This is a genomic window from Ilumatobacter fluminis (genome assembly GCF_004364865.1).
Taxonomy (GTDB): domain Bacteria; phylum Actinomycetota; class Acidimicrobiia; order Acidimicrobiales; family Ilumatobacteraceae; genus Ilumatobacter; species Ilumatobacter fluminis.
This window is the reverse complement of the sequence record NZ_SOAU01000001.1, coordinates 177,545-196,631: the sequence shown is the minus strand read 5'-3', so window position 1 is coordinate 196,631 and position 19,087 is coordinate 177,545. Positions and strand designations below refer to the sequence as shown.

The 19,087-nt window shown below is 67.7% G+C and carries 12 protein-coding genes; 7 read left to right on the top strand and 5 right to left on the bottom strand.

Annotated features, from left to right (window positions below):
- The first annotated feature begins 120 nt into the window (after nucleotides 1–120).
- Entirely contained in the window at nucleotides 121–3,282 is a 3,162-nt protein-coding gene (locus BDK89_RS00835) for an AfsR/SARP family transcriptional regulator (protein ID WP_166657285.1), read from the top strand.
- Nucleotides 3,283–3,329: 47 nt separating this feature from the next.
- Here BDK89_RS00835 and BDK89_RS00830 read toward each other — a convergent pair whose 3' ends face one another.
- Both BDK89_RS00830 and BDK89_RS00825 read right to left on the bottom strand, forming a co-directional pair.
- A complete protein-coding gene (locus BDK89_RS00830; RefSeq protein WP_133867147.1) occupies nucleotides 3,330–7,049 on the bottom strand; it encodes a hypothetical protein in 3,720 nt (1,239 codons plus the stop codon).
- A 137-nt stretch (nucleotides 7,050–7,186) separates the two neighbouring features.
- A complete protein-coding gene (locus BDK89_RS00825) occupies nucleotides 7,187–8,404 on the bottom strand; it encodes a restriction endonuclease (RefSeq protein ID WP_166657284.1) in 1,218 nt (405 codons plus the stop codon).
- Between the two features lie 973 nt (nucleotides 8,405–9,377).
- Here BDK89_RS00825 and BDK89_RS00820 point away from each other — a divergent pair.
- The 4 genes from BDK89_RS00820 to BDK89_RS00805 all read left to right on the top strand — a co-directional run bounded on the left by BDK89_RS00820 (nucleotide 9,378) and on the right by BDK89_RS00805 (nucleotide 14,870).
- On the top strand, nucleotides 9,378–10,115 hold the full coding sequence (locus BDK89_RS00820) for a peptidoglycan-binding domain-containing protein (protein WP_166657283.1): 738 nt from the start codon (nucleotides 9,378–9,380) through the stop codon (nucleotides 10,113–10,115).
- 236 nt (nucleotides 10,116–10,351) lie between these two features.
- On the top strand, nucleotides 10,352–12,298 hold the full coding sequence (locus BDK89_RS00815; protein ID WP_133867144.1) for a hypothetical protein: 1,947 nt from the start codon (nucleotides 10,352–10,354) through the stop codon (nucleotides 12,296–12,298).
- A gap of 60 nt (nucleotides 12,299–12,358) precedes the next feature.
- The gene (locus tag BDK89_RS00810) at nucleotides 12,359–13,798 is read left to right on the top strand and encodes a hypothetical protein (RefSeq protein WP_133867143.1); all 1,440 of its coding nucleotides are present in this window, start codon (nucleotides 12,359–12,361) and stop codon (nucleotides 13,796–13,798) included.
- A 4-nt stretch (nucleotides 13,799–13,802) separates the two neighbouring features.
- On the top strand, nucleotides 13,803–14,870 hold the full coding sequence (locus BDK89_RS00805; RefSeq protein WP_133867142.1) for an N-acetylmuramoyl-L-alanine amidase: 1,068 nt from the start codon (nucleotides 13,803–13,805) through the stop codon (nucleotides 14,868–14,870).
- Between the two features lie 3 nt (nucleotides 14,871–14,873).
- On the opposite strand, the gene BDK89_RS00800 is transcribed toward BDK89_RS00805, so the two are convergent.
- Together BDK89_RS00800 and BDK89_RS00795 are read right to left on the bottom strand one after the other, a co-directional pair.
- Nucleotides 14,874–15,635, bottom strand: coding sequence for an endonuclease/exonuclease/phosphatase family protein (locus BDK89_RS00800; protein ID WP_133867141.1), 762 nt, complete (start codon nucleotides 15,633–15,635; stop codon nucleotides 14,874–14,876).
- Nucleotides 15,636–15,711: 76 nt separating this feature from the next.
- Entirely contained in the window at nucleotides 15,712–16,167 is a 456-nt protein-coding gene (locus BDK89_RS00795; RefSeq protein ID WP_133867140.1) for a TY-Chap domain-containing protein, read from the bottom strand.
- 152 nt (nucleotides 16,168–16,319) lie between these two features.
- Here BDK89_RS00795 and BDK89_RS00790 point away from each other — a divergent pair, with 152 nt between their 5' ends.
- Nucleotides 16,320–17,297, top strand: coding sequence for a metallophosphoesterase (locus BDK89_RS00790; RefSeq protein WP_133867139.1), 978 nt, complete (start codon nucleotides 16,320–16,322; stop codon nucleotides 17,295–17,297).
- 140 nt (nucleotides 17,298–17,437) lie between these two features.
- Nucleotides 17,438–18,364, top strand: a complete 927-nt coding sequence (locus tag BDK89_RS00785; RefSeq protein ID WP_133867138.1) for a PGN_0703 family putative restriction endonuclease — start codon at nucleotides 17,438–17,440, stop codon at nucleotides 18,362–18,364.
- Here the strand turns inward: BDK89_RS00785 and BDK89_RS00780 are convergent.
- On the bottom strand, nucleotides 18,361–19,077 hold the full coding sequence (locus BDK89_RS00780; protein WP_133867137.1) for an endonuclease/exonuclease/phosphatase family protein: 717 nt from the start codon (nucleotides 19,075–19,077) through the stop codon (nucleotides 18,361–18,363). The genes BDK89_RS00785 and BDK89_RS00780 overlap by 4 nt on opposite strands.
- Nucleotides 19,078–19,087: the final 10 nt, after the last annotated feature.

The window sequence follows — 19,087 nt, the reverse complement described above, 5'->3', positions numbered from 1 at the left end:
CGACGTGACCGTAGGGCGGTCGAATCGACTTGTACGAGACCGACGCGTCCGCGGAGCTCGACACGTGCGCAACGCTCCTTCCCTCGTCACCGCCACCAGCGGGAATGGCAGACTGCGGCCATGGCGGACATCGGGCGCGGGGCGCTCGTCGAGGTGCTCGGGCCATTGCGAGTGGTGGCCGATGGTGTCGACGTCGGGGTCACGCGCGCCGCCCAGCGCCGGGTGCTGGCGATCCTCGCGCTGGCCGGTGGGCGTCCGGTCGACGCCGAGGTGCTCATCGATCGGATGTGGTCGGGCGAGCCGCCGGCGACGGCGAAAACCGCATTGCAGACCCACATCTCGGCCCTTCGGCGACTGCTACCCGAGGGGGCGATCCGCACCGAGCACGGCGGCTATGTGATCGACACCGCCGTGCTCACCCTCGACACGACCCTGCTCGACACCGAACTCACCGAGACGACCGACCTCGCCGACGCGGGCGACTGGCACACCGCGGGAACCACGGCGGCCGAAGCCCTCGCACGGGTCCGCGGCGAACCGTTCCACGATCTCGTCGACGACGACTTCGCGATCGGCGAACGAACCCGTCTTACCGAGGTGGTCGCGACGCTGACCGAGTTCCGATTGGAGGCGCAGCTCGAGATCGGTCAGGCGGGTGCGGCGCTTGCGGGCCTGGAACGGCTCACGGCCGAGTACCCGCTCCGCGAGCGCGGATGGCGGCTGCTCGTGCGGGCGCGATCGGCGAGCGGCCGGACCGCCGAGGCGTTGCGCGCCGTGCAGGACGCCCGGGCGGCGATGGCGGAGGCGGGCCTGACGATCGGGACCGAGCTCGTCCGCTTGGAGGCCGACCTGTTCCTCGACGAGGACCAGCCGGCGGTGGAACGGCCGCGCACCAACCTCGTCGATCCGCTGACGACGTTCATCGGCCGTGACGAGTTGGTCGACGACGTGGCGACCGACGTCGCCGAGCATCGCCTGGTGACCCTGCACGGTGTCGGCGGTGTCGGCAAGACCCGCGTCGCACGCGAGGTCGCACGTCGTCACGTCGACGCGGGCGGCGCTGCGTGGTTCGTCGACCTGTCGGTGCTCGACGAGGCGTCCGACGTGGCCTCAGCGGTGGTCGCTGCGATCGGCATCCTGTCGGAGGCACCGACCGTCGACGCTGCGCTGCAGGCCTGGGCCCCGAACACCAAGGCGCTGGTCGTGCTCGACAACTGCGAGCACGTCGCGTCCGACGCGGGGCGGGTGACCCGATTCCTCCTCGACCACGGGGCCCGGATCACCGTGCTCGCGACGAGCCGTCGGCTGCTCGGCGTGCCGGGTGAACGCGTCGTGGCACTGCCACCGATCCCGGTCGTCGATCCGGGCGGTCCGGTCGGCGAGCTGACCGGCAACGACGCCGTTCGGCTGTTCGTCGACCGGGCGCGGCTCGTGGGCGGTCTCGACGGGATGACGCCCGACGTCGCACGCTCGATCGCCGCGATCTGCCGGCGGCTCGACGGTCTGCCGCTCGCCATCGAGTTGGCGGCAGCACGCACACGCCACATGACGCTCGACACGATCGACCGTCGGCTCGACGAGCGGTTCACACTGCTCACCACGAGCGACGGTGACGACGATCGGCACGGCGCGCTCGCGTCGGTCGTCGGGTGGAGCTACGACCTGCTGTCGCCGGCGCAGGCGACCGTGTTGCGGGCGATCAGTGTGTTCCGCGGCACGTTCGACCTCCCGTCTGCAGCCACCGTCGTCGAACTCGACGAGGCCGCGACGGCCGACGCGCTGGGCGCGTTGGTCGACGATTCGCTCGTCGTGTTCGAGCGCCCCACCGGCAGCTACCGGCTGCTCGAAACCGTGCGGGCCTTCGCCGCGATCGAACTCGACCGAGCCGGTGCACACGACCTGATCGAGGCGCGCCACCTGGCGCTGCGCGTCGGCACGTGCGTCGCGCTCGAGCCGGCGTGGCTGTCGACCGGGATGCACGAGGCGATCGAGTCGTCGAGGGGGATGATCGACGACCTCGTCGCCCTGGTCGACGACACATCCGCCCGGCAGCGGCCGGACACCGCTCGGATCGCGCTCCACCTGGGCCGCTGGTTCCGACGCGACTTCAAGCATCCGCAGGCGGCGCACTATCTCACCGCAGCCGAAGGCGGTCTCGACGACGCGCTGGAGAACGAACGGCTCAGCCTACTCAGCCGCGAGTTGTGGGCGGTCGGTCGATCCGAGGAAGCGTGGGTGGTGGCCCAGGCGAGCCGCGACGCGGCGGACCGGCTCCCCGATTCGACGGCGAGTGCAGCTGCGCTGTGTCGGTACGCCAACATCCGGTTGAACCGGCTCGCCATCGACGCTGGCGACGCCGTCGAGGTGAACCGGGCCGGTGTCGAGATGGCCCGGCGACTCGGCGACCCGGCGTTCCTGCTCCGGACCGAGATCTACCTGGCGGCCTCGTTGGCGTTCGTCGGTGAGTCGGCCGAGGCGTTGCCGCTGATCGACGACATCCGTCGGCGAGCGATCGACCTCGGAGACCACACGACCGTGTTGGAGTCATTGACGATCGCCGGTCACGTCTGTCGGCTGTGCGCGCCGACCGATCGCGATCTTCGGCGGGCGCTGCTCGACGACCTGTTCTCGCGTTTCGACTTCGCTGAAGCGCTCGTCGACGAGGACGCCAGCCTGCTCATCATGATGGCGCTCGAGCTCGGCGAGACGGCGCTGGCGCGGCGGATGGTCGCCCAGGTCGAACGTCAGCAACGCTCGCCGACTCAGGCGACGGGGTTGTTCACCGTCACCGGGCTGTTGTTGCGCCGGTTCGACGGCGACGCCGACGGCGTGTGGGCCGACGTCGAGCCGCTGCTGACCGGCTGCCACGAGCGGATGGCGTCGACGTTGCACACGATCGCCGCCGATGTGGCCGCCGACCGGGGCGACCTGGCCGGCGCGTACGACGTGCTGCGCCGGTTCGAGTCGTACGAGATCTCGCCGACCCAACGCAGCGAGTTGGTCGGGGTACTGGCCGCTGTCGTGCGTGCCGAGGTCGATGCCGGTCACCGTGACGCAGCGGTCGAGACGCTCGACCGCATCCGGTCGATCATGCGTGACCACCCGCCGCGTGCCGAGGGCACCCGGGCGATCGAACGGCCCGCCGTCTACGCCCTGATGGCCGAGGCAGAGGTCGCCTCGATGATCGGCGGCGCCGACCTCGCTTGGCAAGCAGTCGCACGTGAAGCGGCGTTCGAGTTCGACCGTCAGCTGGCAGTCGAACGGCATCGCCGCTCCGCCTGACCGCAACCGATCGTTCGGCTCGCAGTCCGATCGGCTGATCGGCGGCATCAACCGATGCGGGTCCAGTACGTCGTGAGGTCGGCGTGATAGCCGTCAGGGTGGAGGGCGAGTTCGTTGTCGCCGTTGCAGTGGAACCCGTGCGAGAACAGACTGCCCGCTTGCGAGAGCGGGCCACCCAGCCCCTCCATCCACGGGCTGACCGACGTGCCCCACTGGTCGGTGACGGTCAGCCTCCCCTCGTATGCGCCTTCGTCGATGATGTGTTGGAGTTCACCCGCATCGTCGATGAAGAAGTCGCCCGACTCCCAGCCCCGACGCTCGAGCGTGCTCGTGGAGTCGTCCGTGATCGAGCTGATCACCAGGTCGACGTCCATGGAGTAGGTCGCGTACAGGTCTCCGTCCTCTTTGGCCACGAACGTGATCCGTTCGTGCCCGCCGTCGTAGCGACGGGTCATTCCTGTGTTCGGATAGGCGGCCGTCAAATCGGCGAGGTAGCGCGGCACCTGGAGGTCCCACGCACCGTAGATGCAGCTGTCGCCGCTGATGGTCACCGTCGTCGTGGCGACCTTGGTGGGGTCGACCTTGAGCGTCGCGGTGATCTCGTACGTACCGGGCGTGTCGCCGGCGGTGTACAGACCGGCGTCGGTGATCGGTCCGCCCGTCGCCGACCACGAGATGTCGGCGGCATCGACCACGTTGTCGCTGACGTCGCGGACGATCATCTGTTGCGTCTCGCCGATCTCCAGCGTCTCGTTCTCCGGGAGTAGACGGATGTCGTCGAGGCGGACGTCGACGGTGTCGAGCCGCTCAGGGGCGCCGGCGCCGCGAAGACCGGAGATGCTCGCCGACCGGACGACGATCACGTGTGGGTACGACGGCGCCTCGTAGTTGAACACTTCCAGCCCGGGTGATGTCACCAATGTCTCGGTGGGCGTGATCACCTCGACGATCGGGTTGCTCGCGTTGTGGACCGTGATGTCGAGCGTGAACCACTCGTCGGGGTTGTCGAGCACGACGTCGTCCGGGTTCACATCGATGATGATCGGCTTCGTCTCGACGGGGAGCGAACCCTCGACCGACCGACCGGCGAACACCTCGGCGATCGCTCGGACGCGGATGCGATCGGCGCCGAGCTTCGTCGGGCGATAGTCGAGGCTGGACACGTCGGCGGCGAAGTTGCCGTTCACGGAGTCCATCGTGACGTAGTGCTCCGCGGCGAAGACCGACGGGAGGACAGAGACCCGGAACGGCTCGGCGCAGTACGGCCGCAGACCCGGGCCGAGTTGGTTCAGTGCGGCGCCGAACGCTGTTCCCTCGAGCACACCGTGCAGCTGGACGATGAGGTGCTGTTCGAGGTTGCTCCACTTCGTGCCCTCGAACGCGTAGCCCAACAACTTGCCACGCAACACGCCGAAGACCGATCCGAACAGCTTGTGGACCCACGCTCCGACGTCGCCGCCGGTCGAGGCCGCGACGAGTTCGATGCCGACCACGTGTCCGGGAGTCGTGAAGTCCTCGTTGAAGGTCGTGACCGTGCCATCGACGTTCAACGCGTCGAACCTCGTCGGGAGTGTGATCGAGTCGATGTACTTCGTCAGCTCGATGGTCGCGAACACGGTGCCGACCAGGCCGATCAGCTCGCCGTAGACCCCCGGCAACATCCCGCCGTACTCGGTGATCGTGGCGATCGCGTCGAGCACCTGGCGTTCTGCTCCATCGGAGCGGATGATGCCGTCGACGCCATCTTCCATCAGGTCGCTCAGTTGCTCGGCGTCGGGGATGACGCGGTTGGTCGTCCGGCACTGCGCGACGCTCTCCGTCAGTCGCCCGACCCGCTCTGACGCCGCGGCGGCGGGCTCGTCCGGAGAGAACGACTCGGGGGCCGATCGGTCGGCGGCAGGCGCCGCGCCGTCGGCCAACGCTGCGGCCGCATCGTGGAGGCCGAGGTCGGCGATGATCGATTCGGCGAGGGCCAGCTCTGCGGGCGAGGCGTCGACGACCGATCCGGTGAGGAGGTCGCTCAGGTCGTCACCGCTGGGGTGGTCGAAAAAGCCGATGAGCATGCGAGCGGCGAGCAGGTGGGCAGGTACGTCTTCGACGGCGATCGCCCGCAACTCGTCGCGGGTGAGTCCGGCGTCGACCGCGCGGGCATCGGCAAGCGCAAGGAGCGAGGTGACGATCTCGTCCCAGGTGCCCGGCGCGGCGGGCAGCGCCAGGATCGGCACGGCGAACGCCGCGCTGCGCTCGCTGCCGAGCACGAGGCGCAGGCGGACCGTGCCGGCCTTGGTGGGGTCGTCGGGGACGAGCGGAGCGACGATGTACGGGCCGGCGTCATCGGTGAAGACGGGAAGGTCACGTTGGCCTTCGGGCAGGTCGATGACGACGCCGAACTCGGAGAGGTCGGCGCCGAGGTCGAGCCCGGCGATGTCGATGCGGTCGAACGGCTCGACGGGGTCGGTAGCGAGCGTGACACCCGCCAACGAAGCCGACGTGCGCGTCGTACTCCCGACGACGTCGGCGATCACGTGGGTGGTGGCGTGGGTGTAGATGCACACCCGCCCGTCAGCGCTGAGCTTGGCGAAGACCGCGTTCGGGAACGCACCGCCCGCCGTGTAGTTGACGTTGGATGCAGCGTCAGGCCGAGGTTCGTCGCACGGAAACACGGTGAGGTGGCCTGCGTCGGCCGCCCGCACCGCCGTGATGTTCATGAACGCCGCCGTGGCGTCGACCGGAACCGGGCCGCGTCCGGCTACACGGAACTCGATCACCTTGCCGGCCCCGACCGGTTCGGTGTGCTGCGAGTTCCCGTCGAAGGTGGCGTTGCCGGTTCGGGTCTCGAGCATGCGCACGGGAGCGCTCATCGACAGGTCGGCACCCGGATCGACGTGGCCGTTGACGTCGACGACGAGGTGGGTGGCAGCGTGGGTGTAGATGCACACCTTGCCTCCGGCTCCGATCTTCGCCAGGACCGCATTCGGGAACGCACCACCCGGCGTGTAGTTGACGTTCGACGCCGGATCGGGCCGCTCCTCACCACAGGGCCACACCGTCAGGTGACCCGCCGCGTCGGCCAACACCGCCGTGACGTTCAACCACACGGCGACCGCGTCGGCTGGTACGCCGCCGCGGTCGGCAACCTCGACCGCGAGGGTCCGGCCGGCGCCGATGGCCCCTCCGCCCGCGAGCCGGCCGTCGATCGTGGCGTGGCCCGGTCGTGTGTCCGCGAGCCGAGCAGGATTGGAGGGCACCAGCCCTCCGCCCGCCGGCACGTAGCCGTTGACGTCGACGACGAGGTGGGTGGCAGCGTGGGTGTAGATGCACACCTTGCCTCCGGCTCCGATCTTCGCCAGGACCGCATTCGGGAACGCACCACCCGGCGTGTAGTTGACGTTCGACGCCGGATCGGGCCGCTCCTCACCACAGGGCCACACCGTCAGGTGACCCGCCGCGTCGGCCAACACTGCCGTGACGTTCAACAGCGCAGCATCAGCGTCGTTCGGCACCTGGCCACGGCCGGCCACCACCAACTCGTACCGCTCGCCGGACGCCACCGCACCCTGCCCCTCGGACCGGCCGTCCGCAGTGGCATGGCCGGGGCGCGTGTCGAGCAGACGCTCAGGCACCAACGGCACCACATCGCCCTCCACCGCCGCCTCGACGGGAGCCGGGCCGTTGTCGGAGGCGACATCGGCGACGGCGAACAGCGGCACGAGCAGCGCCATGACCACCACGAGCCGGAGCCCGTCGATTCGCTTCGCCTGATCCATGGTCGCTCCCGTCGATTCGCAGATCCGCCTCGCCGGGCGGCTGCGAACGAGCGTCGCGTCGACCACTCAACAGCCGCTCAACAGGGCCGTAGGCGGTTGCCGGCGGAGTGCGAGCGGTGGGAGCGGCGCGGACGCCCTCAGTGGCGGGCGGTGGGCAGCGACGCCTTCACGTGCGAGATGACACGCGAGAGGCCGGTGCAGAGATCGTCGTCCTGGCGGTTGTTGTAGGCGTCGAGGACGACGAGGCGTTCACTGCCGTTTCTCGAACGGGCGATCGCGAGGTACGCCGGGTACAGGAACGGTGTCGCCTCACCGACGGTCGCCGTGTGGAAGTCGGGCACGCCGAACGCCTTCATCTGGCCGCGGTACCTCGCGATCGCGTCATCGGACTTCACGGAGTTGAACTTGTCGATGATCCTCGTCAGGTCCTTCGCCGGATCGGTCCACTTGAGTCGTTCGGCGATCTTCGGTCCGTCCATGTCGACGGCGAGCCGTTGCGGTTCTTGGTCGAAGCGGGTGATGTACGTGCCGCCGACGAGGTCATAGACCGTCCACGCCTGCGACATCGACGTCTTGCCGAGCACCTTCATCTTCTTGAGGTCGAGCTGCACCACCGACGCCGGCAACCACACCGCCCCTTGCCACACGATCTCCTCGCGCCCGATGCCGAACGTGCCGGAGGCTGCCTTGTCGATCATCTGTTCCGCGACGGTCTGCGACAGACGTCGTGAGAAACCCACTTCCTGGATCATCGGTCGGTGCTGCAGTCCGGTGATGGCGGCGGAGCCGACCTTGGCCTTCAGTTCGTCGGTCCCCCAGATCGTCACGCCCGTGTCGGCAGCGAGCTGCGTCGCTCCCGGCTTGGCGCCGTTGAGCGAGACGATCAGCGCATGCCCGAGCCCGAGGTCGCGACGTGCTTCATTCAGCTTGGCGACGATGTCGCGGTCGATCGGGCTGGCCCAGGCCTTGCACTCGATCGCAACCGACAGCGTGAGGAACTCGTCGGTCTTCTCGGCCAGCACGTCGATCTCGTAGCGACCGCCACCACGCCCTTCTCGCACGACGTTCTGCTGCACCCGGTAGCCGGCGGCAGCGAAGACGTCAGCGACCTGCTTCTCGAGTTCGGCGCCTTTCTGCTGATCGGTGCGCAACGGCCGGAGCGACGGCCTCGGTTTCTCCGCTGGTGCAGGCTCGGTGTCGGCGGCCGTGTCGACCGACAGCTGCGCGTCGACCGGCTTGCAGGTCGTGCAGGTCACCTTCTTGATCGATGGGTCGTACCACGCCGTCGTTCGCTGCTCGATGCGCACCCCACACGACACGCAGTTCCCCGGATACCGCAACGGCATCAGCTTCATCAGACCTCCCGCTGGTCTCTCGATTGTGTTGTGCGAAACGTACTGCCTGGCACTCATGGAGAACAGCACGAAGGCGCACACGCTGCTCGGGCTGATCGAAGGTGCCGTTTCAGAGATGTCGTGACGACCGTCCGGGGTGCACCCTCCGGCATTACCCGCGCACGATCATCACGCCATGCTCTGCGCCGTGCACGCACACCTTGCAGAGAGTCACGAAGTCGGCCGAGCTGCGCAACCCCATCGGGCTTCAGGGCCGAGCGTGGAATGGGTCTCGGTCCACGACGCGGATATCTGGTGCGCGTACCATCGCCCCTCGTGGGCGCGGGAACCCATTGCGGGAGTTCATCGTTCGTCTGTCGACGGCAGAACGGCACGGCGAGATGCCGCTCGTTCGACGCGCCTGCCCCTCTGCGATTCATGAGAGCGGGGGCTTGCCGTGTCGCACGGTGATGGCGATCCAGGCGTCTGGTGTTCGTCCTGCGGAGCCGGACCCACGAGTGGTCGCTTCTGCGGGAAGTGCGGGCGCGATCTCGATGCCGATGCACTCGTAGCGGCCCCACCGGACTCCCATTCGAAGTGGTGGATGGCGGGCGCCGCCGTTGCTCTCGTTGTCGCCGGTGCGGGCACGTGGTGGGCGCTGTCGAACACGAGCGACGATCCGACGGATGCGGTGCGGTTGACGACCCAGGAGCGATCGGCAGCTCCACCGGACGCCGCCGATGAGGAGGAGGTGCCACTCGGAAGCACCTCGGTTCCGGTCGCCACGACACCACCCCCGACCACCGAGATCGCCGTCGTTGATGTGGCTTCACCGACGACGGGTGTCGCCCCGCCAACCACCGTCGCCGCAACGACCGAGACCGTTCCGCCGACGACACTCGGCCCTGGCGACTCCTTGAATCAGTTGGCGGCGGAGCGGGGTCTTCAGGTCGAGACCCCGATTGCGGAGCACTCGTGCGGATCCGTCGTGTTCGTGAGTGGGAACGGGCCACCGCACCTGTTGGCGTGGACCGGGTCGGAGTGGGAGGAAGTCGTCACGTCGACCATGGCTGCCGAAGCCGCCGCGCTCGAGATCACGGACCGATGGGTGTGGGATGTGACCGGAGACGGCCAGCCCGAGGTGCTCGTCCAGTTCTACGCCGACGGCGCAATGAGACCATTCGGCGGAGTGCTGTTCGCAGGCAACGGTGACTGCTCGTGGCGATGGATCCCGACGGTCGACAGCTGTGGAAGCCATCAGCTCTACGAGAGCCTTGCGCTCGATCCACCACGCGGAGTGTTCGGGAGCGGCTTCTCCGGCGGCTGCTCCGTTCGGGAGTCGGTGAGCCTGCGGTGGATCGCTGCGCACGAGATCCTCCTGGCCGAGGCCATGGGTGGGGTACCGACCTGCCCCGACTACGAGAATCGACTCGATCTCCCGCTCTTCGTGTGCACCGAGGGCTGGCCCGTCTCGATGGTGCAGGAGGCTCTGCTCGCAAGCGGGTTCGACGTCGACCCGGACGGCTTCTACGGGCCGGGCACCCAACTTGCCGTACTGCAGTACCAGGCGTCCCGTGGTCTGCCGATCGATGGACTCGTCGATGACCAGACGTGGACGAGCATGCACCCGCCCGGTGGGCCGTACTTCCCCGACTTCGACGGCGACGGCGTCTCTACGCCGCGTGAGATCGGCAGCGCCACGGGCGCGACCGAGTACGGCGGCGATTGGTGACGACGTTGCCGGCCCGAACCATGTGCGACTGCCCGGTCCGCCGGTTGCACGCACCATCCCTACTGGCCCGTCGGGCCCCAGGAACTGTGAGGTAAGAGATGCAGACGTGCCGTTCGTGCGGTGAGACCCTGATCGCGGGCGACCGGTTCTGCACCGCTTGTGGAACACCGGTTGCGGACGGGTCGGATCACTCCACCGCCGGCGGGCACGGAGCCGCCGAAACCGTCGAGATCGATGTGCACCCCACCGAGACCGAAGGTCCCAAGACCGGTCGGAAGTGGCGGAAGGCACTCGTCGGCATCATCGCCCTGCTGGTCGTCGCCGGCGCTGCCATCGCAGCAGTCCTGATCGTCGGCGGTGGGTCTGACGAATACGTCGGCCCGAACGATGACACCGTGTACCTTCTCGAGCGCGATGGCGGAGGAGAGGTCGTCGAGTTCTCGTTCGTCCCGTTCGACTCGGATGATCGCCCCGTCGAGATCACCGACGACGCGTTCGCCTTCCTCCCCGCCTTGGTCGCCGGGGGCGGCCTGAGTTCGGCGGAGACGGGTGGGCCGGTGATCGGCAGTGCCTACGGCGACGACGCCGAGGTTCGCCACTTCGCCTCGGGGGACGACGATTTCGAGACGCTACTCAGTGGCGGCGACCGATACGACGTCATGTACCGCCCTGATGGCGATCTGGTGCTGATCGTAGAGACTCGTTCCTCCGGTGACCGGTGCTACGTCGGATCGACCGGTGAGCAGCCGAGGCGAATCGCCCGGGGCGATGTCTGCAGATTCGACGGCGACGGCAACCACGTGATGACGCTCGTGGATGATGGCGACGAGACCACATACGAGGTGTACGACCTGGACGGAGAACGGCTGCTGGTCGGCGACTCACCGAGCTGGCCGCGTTTCGCTGCGTTCGACGGAACCCTGATCGTGGACGATGGCGCTCGTGACCGGTACTCCGTCACGCTGATCGACATCGAGACTGGACGGATTCTCGCTGAGTCCCGACGTGGTGACGAAGCCCGTGTCCTCGACGAGAGCGACAACGGGTACGTGCTCGTCGCCACGAGAACCGACGACGATGTCGTTCTCGAGCGGCTGGGCATCGACGGTTCGGTCGTACGGCTCGACGAGACCGACGAGGCGGTCGGCGGCGGTTTCCTGACCGAGGATGGCAACTCGATCGCGTCGCTGTCGTCATCGGACGGGCGTACCGAACTCAGGATCGTCTCGGTGGACGATGACGTCGTGTCGAGCAGCGACACGTTGATCGCCGAGGAGTGGGTCACTGCGTACGTCCCAGAGTTCGGCCACCGCGACGGCAAGTACCTCGCCGTGTCGGGACTCGACGACGAGCTCGATGCGGTCATGTCGATCGAGACCGACGAGGGACCGGTCGCCATCGACGTCGACGATCTTCTGTCGGTGACGACGGTCTCCATCTCGCAGAACGGACAGATCCTCTTTGCGAGCGTGTTGACCGAAGACGACGGCCGAGCCGAGGCGTCGGTGCTGGCCGTCGATCTCGAGACCGCCGAGTACCGGTGGCTGATCGAAGACTGGACCGAACTGTCGATCGACGCCGTGCACCCGAACGGCAGCGGCGTGCTGATCGTCGGGGTGGAGAACGACGAACAGACGGACGAGCTCATCGCGCATGTCGATCTCGCCGGCACGGTTGAGCTCATCGACGAGGGCCCAGAATTCTACGACGTCAGGTTCACCGCAGATGGCGACACCGTGTCGTTCACGGTCGACGACAGCGACGTCGACTCCCTCGCCTACGAGATCGGCTCGCGAACACAACCCCAAATCGTCTATCGCGACGCCAGCATCGCATGGGCGGGTTGGGACATCGTCAACGCACCGCGCTCGGTCGACGAGCTCTCGACCCTCTCCTCTTCCGATGACGAGGCTGCGGAGAGAACGCCACAGGACGCCGTCGCCGACATGATGATGAGCGCTCTCGAAGAGAGCATGGCCGACGGAGAGTTGGACGGCGTCGCGATCGATGAGGCGTGCGTCCGACGGGTGCTGGGCGGCTTGAGCGACGAGGACGCTCAGCTGATCCTCGCCGCAGGACCAGACGACGATCCGGAGGGTCTGAGTACCGACGCCGAGGAGATCGCAACGTCGATGCTCGACTGCGTCGACATCGATCCGGGGGCCATCGATGGCGACAGCTGAGAACCGAGCCATCGGGGGCTGCCGGCTGATCGGTGAACACGTGCAGGGAAGGACGCATCGATGAGTGAACAATCCGAAGCAGTGCGCTGCGCAGCGTGCGGCGAACAGGTGCCGCCTCGCCCGTTCTGCGGACGCTGCGGCGCAGAGCTACCTCCTGCTGGAGGCGGCGCCGCTGCGCCGACCGCCGGATCGGTCGTGGCGGGTTCGTCGGGCGGCTCGAAAGCTCTGATCGGAGTGGCGGTGCTCGGCGCGCTGGCAGTGATCATCGGCGGGGTCGTCTGGTGGACGTCGCGGTCCGGAGGAGACGATCAAGAGCTCCGGACCCAGCCGGTTGCCGCGGCTGACGACGACGATGACGACGAGACGCTCCCGACACCGCCGCCGTCGACCACTGCGGCCACGACCACGCCGACCACCGTCGATCCTGCATTCGATGCTCCGGTGGGGGCACGTCCCCTCCCGGCCGACGAAAGCGGCCGCTTTGCCGTTCCGTCCGAGCCCACCACACTGGACGTTTCGACGATGTCGTGCCCGGGCCTGCTCGCCGAGATCGATGCCGACTCCTGCATCGAGCTGGAGACCGATGATGCCGTCTTCGCTCTGTCGGGAACTCCGGGGGAGGGAACCACGCTGCTGCGAGTCTTCAGACTCGCGACGACCGAGGAACGCATCATCGCAACCGAGGTGCTGACCGGCGATCCCTTGGCGGGCGAGCTCCCCGCCGGCGCCGAGTCGGAAGTTGATGTCGCGCAGATCAGCACCCCGTCCGGCGGTGCGTTCGTCGTGCGTGCGTCGGAGCGAGACGCCGACGACCGGGTCACCGGTTGGGCGACGTTCCTCCGACCGGCCGGGGACGGGGCCGAGGTCATCGGCGTGATCGAGGAAGGGCCGACCGATGTCGCCGTCGACGACGGTCTCATCCTCGTTGCGAGTGACCGGCCGGGCAACGAAGACGTCTTGTTGACCACCATTCACCCCGTACCCGACGGCTGGGTGGGCGTACGTGAAGTTCTCGGTCGCTCGGCAGCCGACGATGCCACCGCTTCCGGGACGCCGGCGCCGTGGACGAACGTCGGGAGCTTCTCGGGACCCCCGGTGCCAACGACGACGCAAGCACCGGCGACGATCGCACCCGACACCGGTGGCTCCGCCGGCGGCAGCGGACCGTCGACCGGCGGCAGCGGCGTGGCATGTGACGGTTCGTGGATCGCCGTGATCGCCAGCCTGCCAGGCAACCAAGTCGGCGGGTCGCTCGCGAACAATCCGGGAGCACGGGCGCTCGAGAACGAGGAGACCTGCGCATCACTCAATCCGAGGTTCTCGACAGGGGCAAACGCTGGGCTGCCGATCTGGGTCGTCTACTACGGCCCCTTCATCTCGCTGGGCGATGCACAGCAGACGTGCATCAACCTCGGACACGTCTCGGCGAACACGTGCTATTCGGCGCCACTGACGAACAGCGTCGCCGACCGGTCCGTCCGCTACGGACCGTTCGACTGAGCGCATGTGCGGTAGCGCCTCCCGTTTCACTCGCCGCGAGCTACTCGGGCTCGCAGGCGGCGGATTGGCCGCGATGGCGTTCGGTCCCACCACGTCGGTGAGGGCGAGCCCCCTCGACGGTCCGATCGTCATCCGACCGCGGTCTGTATGGGGTGACGGCCTGCCACCGACGGGTCCCCTCATCGCAGAGGACGTCCGGTTCCTTCTCGTTCACCACACCGCCGGGCGAACCGACTATGCCGAGTCGGAGGTCGTCGATCAAATGCGTCAGGTGTATCGGTTCCACACCGGGCCCGAGAAGGGTTGGCCCGACGTCGCCTACAACTTCTTCGTGGACCGGTACGGCGGTGTGTGGGAGGGACGGCAGGGAAGTCTCGACGGTCCGATCGTGGCCGACGCGACCGGTGGCAGTCAGGGGTTCGCCCAGCTGGTTTGTCTCTTGGGCAACTTCCATGAGCACGCTCCGACACCCGAGATGATGGGTGCGCTGGTCGGTCTGCTCGCCTTGCTCGCCGACCGGTACGACATCGCGACCGAACCCGGTTCGACGGTGACGTTCACGTCCAGAGGTTCGAACCTCTGGCCCGCCGGTACCGATGTCGTGGCACCGACGATCGCCGGGCACCGGGACATGTCGCAGACCGTGTGCCCTGGTGATTTCGTCTACCCATTGCTCCACGTGGACGTTCCCGCGAGTGTCACGACGCTCCGATCACCCCCGCAATTCCTCCCGGAAACGACGCCGACCGAGCCGCCCGTTCCTGCCACCTCGACACCGCCGACCAGCGCCGACCAGACCACGACGACGACAACGAATCCGACGACGACCACAACGGCGCCGACGACGACCCAACCGGACCCGGTGGCGGCCACCACGACATCGCCCCCGCCCAGCAGCACCGTGGCACAGGAGCAATCAGGCTCCAGCGGCTGGGGAGCCGGCGAAACCGGAGCGGCGATCGCACTCGGCGGGGCCGCTGCGGGCGCCGCCGCGATCGTCGGGCTGCGGCGCTCGCGCCGCGCCTCCGACGGGCAGTCGGGCGCCGACCGACCCGAGCCGCCTGGCGACTGACGACTATCCGAGCAGCCCGATCGTCGCCACGAGAGCGGCGTGATCAGAGACGCCCGACCGACCCTCGCCTGGCGGCGACACCAGTTGATGGCCGCCGGACCGCAGCACGTAGTCGGCCTCGAGGACGGCCAGAGAACGCGTGGTGTGGATGTGATCGAGCCGGAACGGGTGACCGGTCCGGCTCCACCACGACGCAGCTCTCGCCGCGGAACCGTGACGTGACCGCCATCCGTCGTCGAAACCATGGTCGGCGAGCTGCTCGAAGAGTTCTGAGCGATGGAACGTTCTCGACCACTCATCAACGCCGCGGACTCCGTTGTTGAGGTCACCGATCATGATCGCCGGAAGTTGACGGTGGTCGTCGGCGATGCGATGGAGTCCTCGCCACCACTCCTCCTTGATCTTGCGCCCATCGACGACCGAGTCGCTTCCGGGCCCGTAGAGACCGATCAGGGTGACACCCTCGACACGCAGGGCCGCTACCCCAGCCCAGGGGCTGCACGGGTCGGCGACCTCGACACGCTCGGTCGTGACTCCCGAACGTACGGCGATGGCAACGCCCCGATATCGAGCGGGGGGCAGGGTCGCATGGATGTCCCATCCGTGTCCGGCGAACAGGTCGTGAAGAGCAAGGTGTTGCCGGGTGGATTCTGTCAGCACCAACACATCGGCGTCCAGCGTTGCAGCAGCCGCGACGACCGTCTCGAGTCGATCGGGTGCTGCACCGCGGATGTTCCAGGTGCCGACGTTGAGCGTTGGTGTCACAGGATCCGCCTTTCAGTCCTCGCTGTCGAGCGACTCTCACGAGTTCCGTCGACCGTAGTCACGCTGGGTTCGTGGTTCACACCGAGGCCTCATCCCGACGACCGCACAAGCACACCACGCAGGGGTTGTCGGCGCCGAACACGTCGACGTTCACTGGCGCTCGCTCGTCGAAGCCGACGGCTGTGGTCAGCACGGCAAGCACACGTCCGGCGATTGCCTCACCGTCGGCGTGTTCGTCGTTGCGCCACCAGTTGAGGGGCCACTCGCTCTCGCCGGCCGAGTCGGGCTTCGCGAAGCCGAGTGCTGCGAGAGCCGATTCCTCGCGAGCGTCGAGCCGGAAGTCACCGATCAGGTAGTGGTTACTCGAGACCTCGATGTGGGCGTGTCCGTGCCCGACCATCATCTGCACGTAGCGCTGGTTGGGCTCCTGCTGCACGATCAGGCAGTGCGCCGGCAGGGCTACGAGGCGGTCGACCAGCCGTGCAAACGCTTCGGCCCATGTCGCCCAGCCGCCGCCTCGGCTGGGCGCCACCCGAAACTGCTCGTACCTGGTTCGCTCACGATCAACGGCGCATGAGCAGGCGAGGTCGGGAGAGTCGATCACGCGGTCCATTGTGACGAAGGGGTGTCGCATGGTTTCTCGGAGAGGTCCGCCACGTCGGCTGCGCGTGCGAGACTCGCGAGATGAACGACGATGCGGGATCATCGTTCGAGGGGCCGGGCTACGACATCGTCGGTGACGTCCACGGCCACGTCGAACAACTCGAGAAGCTGCTGACGAAGCTCGGCTACACGGAGGGGAAGGACGGCGTCTATCGCCACCCGACCCGACAGGTCGTGTTCGTCGGCGACCTGATCGACTACAAGCGCGACGACCAGCTCGCCACGCTACGAGTCGTCAAGGCGATGCACGATGCCGGCACAGCGGTGGTGGTGCTCGGCAACCACGAGTTCAACGCCGTCGCCTATGCGACCCCGAATCCGGTGAGGCTCGACTACTGCCGTCCGCACACGGTCAAGAACACCAAGCAGCACCGCGAGTTTCTCGAGGAGGTCGGGTTCGGCTCACCGCTCCACCACACGATCATCGACTGGTTCCGCTCACTCCCGCTCTGGTGGGAGCTCGACGGGCGGCTCCGGGTCGTCCATGCATGCTGGAGCGAATCCGACATCGAGCACCTCCGATCGGTGCTCGACGACGGCCGGACCCTCAATGAGTTCGTCATCCGAGAGGGTTCGACGAAAGAGACCCCGACCTACAAGGCGATCGAGAACGTGCTGAAGGGCCCGGAGGTCGAGATGGCCGATCATCACTACATGGACAAGGGCGGCCACCGGCGTGACAAGGCACGGGTGAAGTGGTGGAAGGCCAAGGCGACGACCCTCGACAAGCTTGCGATGGTTCCCGAGCGGACGCAGCTCTTCGACAAGAAGGGCAGAAAGGTCAAGCGCCTGCCGGCCGACCCCGTCAAGGCAGCAGTCCCGCGCTACACGGGGACGGTACCCGTAGTGGTGGGCCATTATTGGAACTCGGGGCGGCCGAAGACCCTCAACGACCGAGTCGCCTGCGTCGACTACAGCGCCGGGAAGGGCGGCCCGCTGGCTGCTTACCGGTGGTGCGGCGAGGAAGTGCTCGTCGACGATCACTTCGTGACGACCTGACCTGCCCACCACCGGGCCAATGACCGGAGGGCGGCCACCGTGTCGCCCTGACGTGCGTCGTTGTTTCGCACATGCCAGCGGACCTCGTCGACTGGCAACGTCCGATCGACGGCAGGTTGACATGAGTACGGTCGGGGATCGTGACACCGTCCTGGGACTCCGTCGAACTCACCGTCGCGTCGGACGACGCCCGTACGGCGCGGTACCGACGGCTGCAGTCCTGGTACCGGCAGAACGTCCTCGGCGTCGAGGCCGGCCGCTACCGCGACCGCAACGGTGTCGTCCGTCCGCTCGGCAGCCTGCTGCCGGACGACCGGGTGCACGAGCGACCCGGCCTCAACTTCCTCTCAGACGAGATCACCCGCTACGCCGTCGATCGAGCCGACATCGTCGTAGGTGAGGGCGGAACGCTGGAACAGCACCGGCTGTTCCACAACATGCTCTCGAGCATGCCGATGTGCTTCAACATCTTCGGCGCCGTCCGCAGCGACCGAGCACTGGCCGAGCGCTTCGTGCACGATGTGCTCGGGATCGAGTTGAGCGCGGTCGAGCTCGTGGAGTGCGAGTGGACCCCTCGCGATCCCGACTCGTCGATCGGAGATCGGACAGCGTTCGACGCTGCGGTCGTCGTCCGCTCGACCACCGGTGCCCGTCATCTGGCCGCGGTCGAGACCAAGTACACCGAGCCGTTCAGCCGCACTCGCTACGGCGCCCGCGACCACGATGCCGGCCGCTACCGGGCCGTGTACGGCTCGACGGGCTGGTTCACGCCCGGCTCGTACGACGACCTGACCGCGCCGTCGACGAATCAGCTCTGGCGCAACTGCCTCCTCGCTGCGAACGCTGTGACGTCGGGCGAGTTCGACTCGGCGGAAGTCATCGTGGTCGCGCTGGAGGACGACCCTGGGGCTTCGAAGGCGCTGGACGGTGTTCGCAGACACATGCTCGACCCCGACCTCTGCCGGATGGTGTCGCTCGAACACATCGTCGAGCGCGCCGCCGATCTTCCAGGGTTGGGAGACTGGGCTGCAGACCTCCGGCGTCGCTACATCGAGCTACCTGATTAGCTCGCTGCGCTCGGCCGGTCGGCGACGATCTCGACGGCCGCACCGCTGTGGTCGGTCAGACGGTGTCCGTCGATCTGGTTAGGCCAGCTCTGGACCGCCTCGACAGCGAAGTGCCGGCTCACCGCGATGTGGTCGATGAGCCGGCCTGCCTGTTGCTCCCCCGAGGTCGCGACGGTGACCTGCCCCAGGCAGTCGGCGAGCGCTTCAGCGACTCGGAGCGGCTGGCTGCCTCGCGGGATGCGCTGGTTGAAGTCGCCGGCGACGATGGTCGGTCCCTCGGCGGTAGTGGCATCGATCTGGTTGCCGAGTTCCTCGCAGAACTCGAGGTGCTCGTCCCATCCGGTCCGGTCGCGTCGACCCGATCTCACGTGCGCATCTCGCCAGGGGATGCAGACCGCCAGCACCTGCACGTCGACGCCATGGGCGACGGTGCGTGCCCGGACGAACCGACCCCGGCAAGCGCCCCGTTCGACGACCTCGACGTCGGACCACGGCGAGCGGGACCAGGCGATGACCTTGCGGCGCCCGTCCACGAATCGGTAGCCCCAATCCGCTCCTCCGTCGACCCGGTGCGGATACGGCTCCCAGTCGTGGAGCGAGTCCTCGGTCGTGACGACGATGTCGGCGTCGACGGACTCGAGCTGGCGAAGCGCTCCCCCGTGCCGCTCGGTACCGGGCACGGCCCACTCGAGATTCCAGGTTGCTACCCGCATCGTTGCCCCG